1 pseudogene is annotated in these 681 nt (G+C 40.8%); it reads left to right on the top strand.

The features are described 5' to 3' along the window. A pseudogene (locus ACFIK8_RS11645) lies at window positions 1-681 on the top strand (AsmA family protein); the annotation flags it as partial.

Genomic DNA, 681 nt, shown 5'->3' with positions numbered 1-681 from the left:
AAAAAATAACGGGATTAAATGCTGCTTTAGATTGGCCAGAAGCAACCCAGGAAGCCCGGTTTCGTGCAGATGCTCGTTGGCGCGGAGAGTTAACAAAATTATCGATTGATGCCGACCAAGCATTGCTGCTTTTAGCAGGAGGGAAAAGCCAGATTAAGGCAAGCATCAATTCTGTGCGTGGTGGTATAACCTTTACAGGGCAGGCACAATTATCTGAATATTACATTTTTGATGGAAAGGTATCAATGCGTTCTCCAGAGTGGAATCAGACATTGGCCTGGATTGGAGGCAGTCAGTTCTGGGGTCATGGATTGAAAATACCTATTGTATGGGAATCTCATTTTTTAGCGCAGCCCATGCATATTAAAATGAATAATGTGACATTTACGATGGGTACATCAAGCGCGCGTGGAGCTTTAGAGTTAGATTTTCAGGATTATGTACCAATCGTAATTGGATCGTTAGCATTTGATAACCTAGACTTTAATCTCTCGGAATTGGTATTTTCTTTAGTTGAAGAAAAGAAGGCATTCTGTGATATGACAATTTTTAATCGCATTGGGGTAGATGTACGGCTTTCTACTCCGCAAGCGAAATTAGGAAATGTTACCCTTACTCATTTAGCTGCTGCAATACAAATAAGAAATGGGCATGGTATTTTTGATCTTGGACATGCGAATG

The sequence above is a fragment of the Bartonella sp. MR168JLCBS genome, assembly GCF_042194175.1.
Note: the sequence above shows the minus strand (reverse complement) of the source record. Positions and strands in the feature narration are given on the sequence as shown.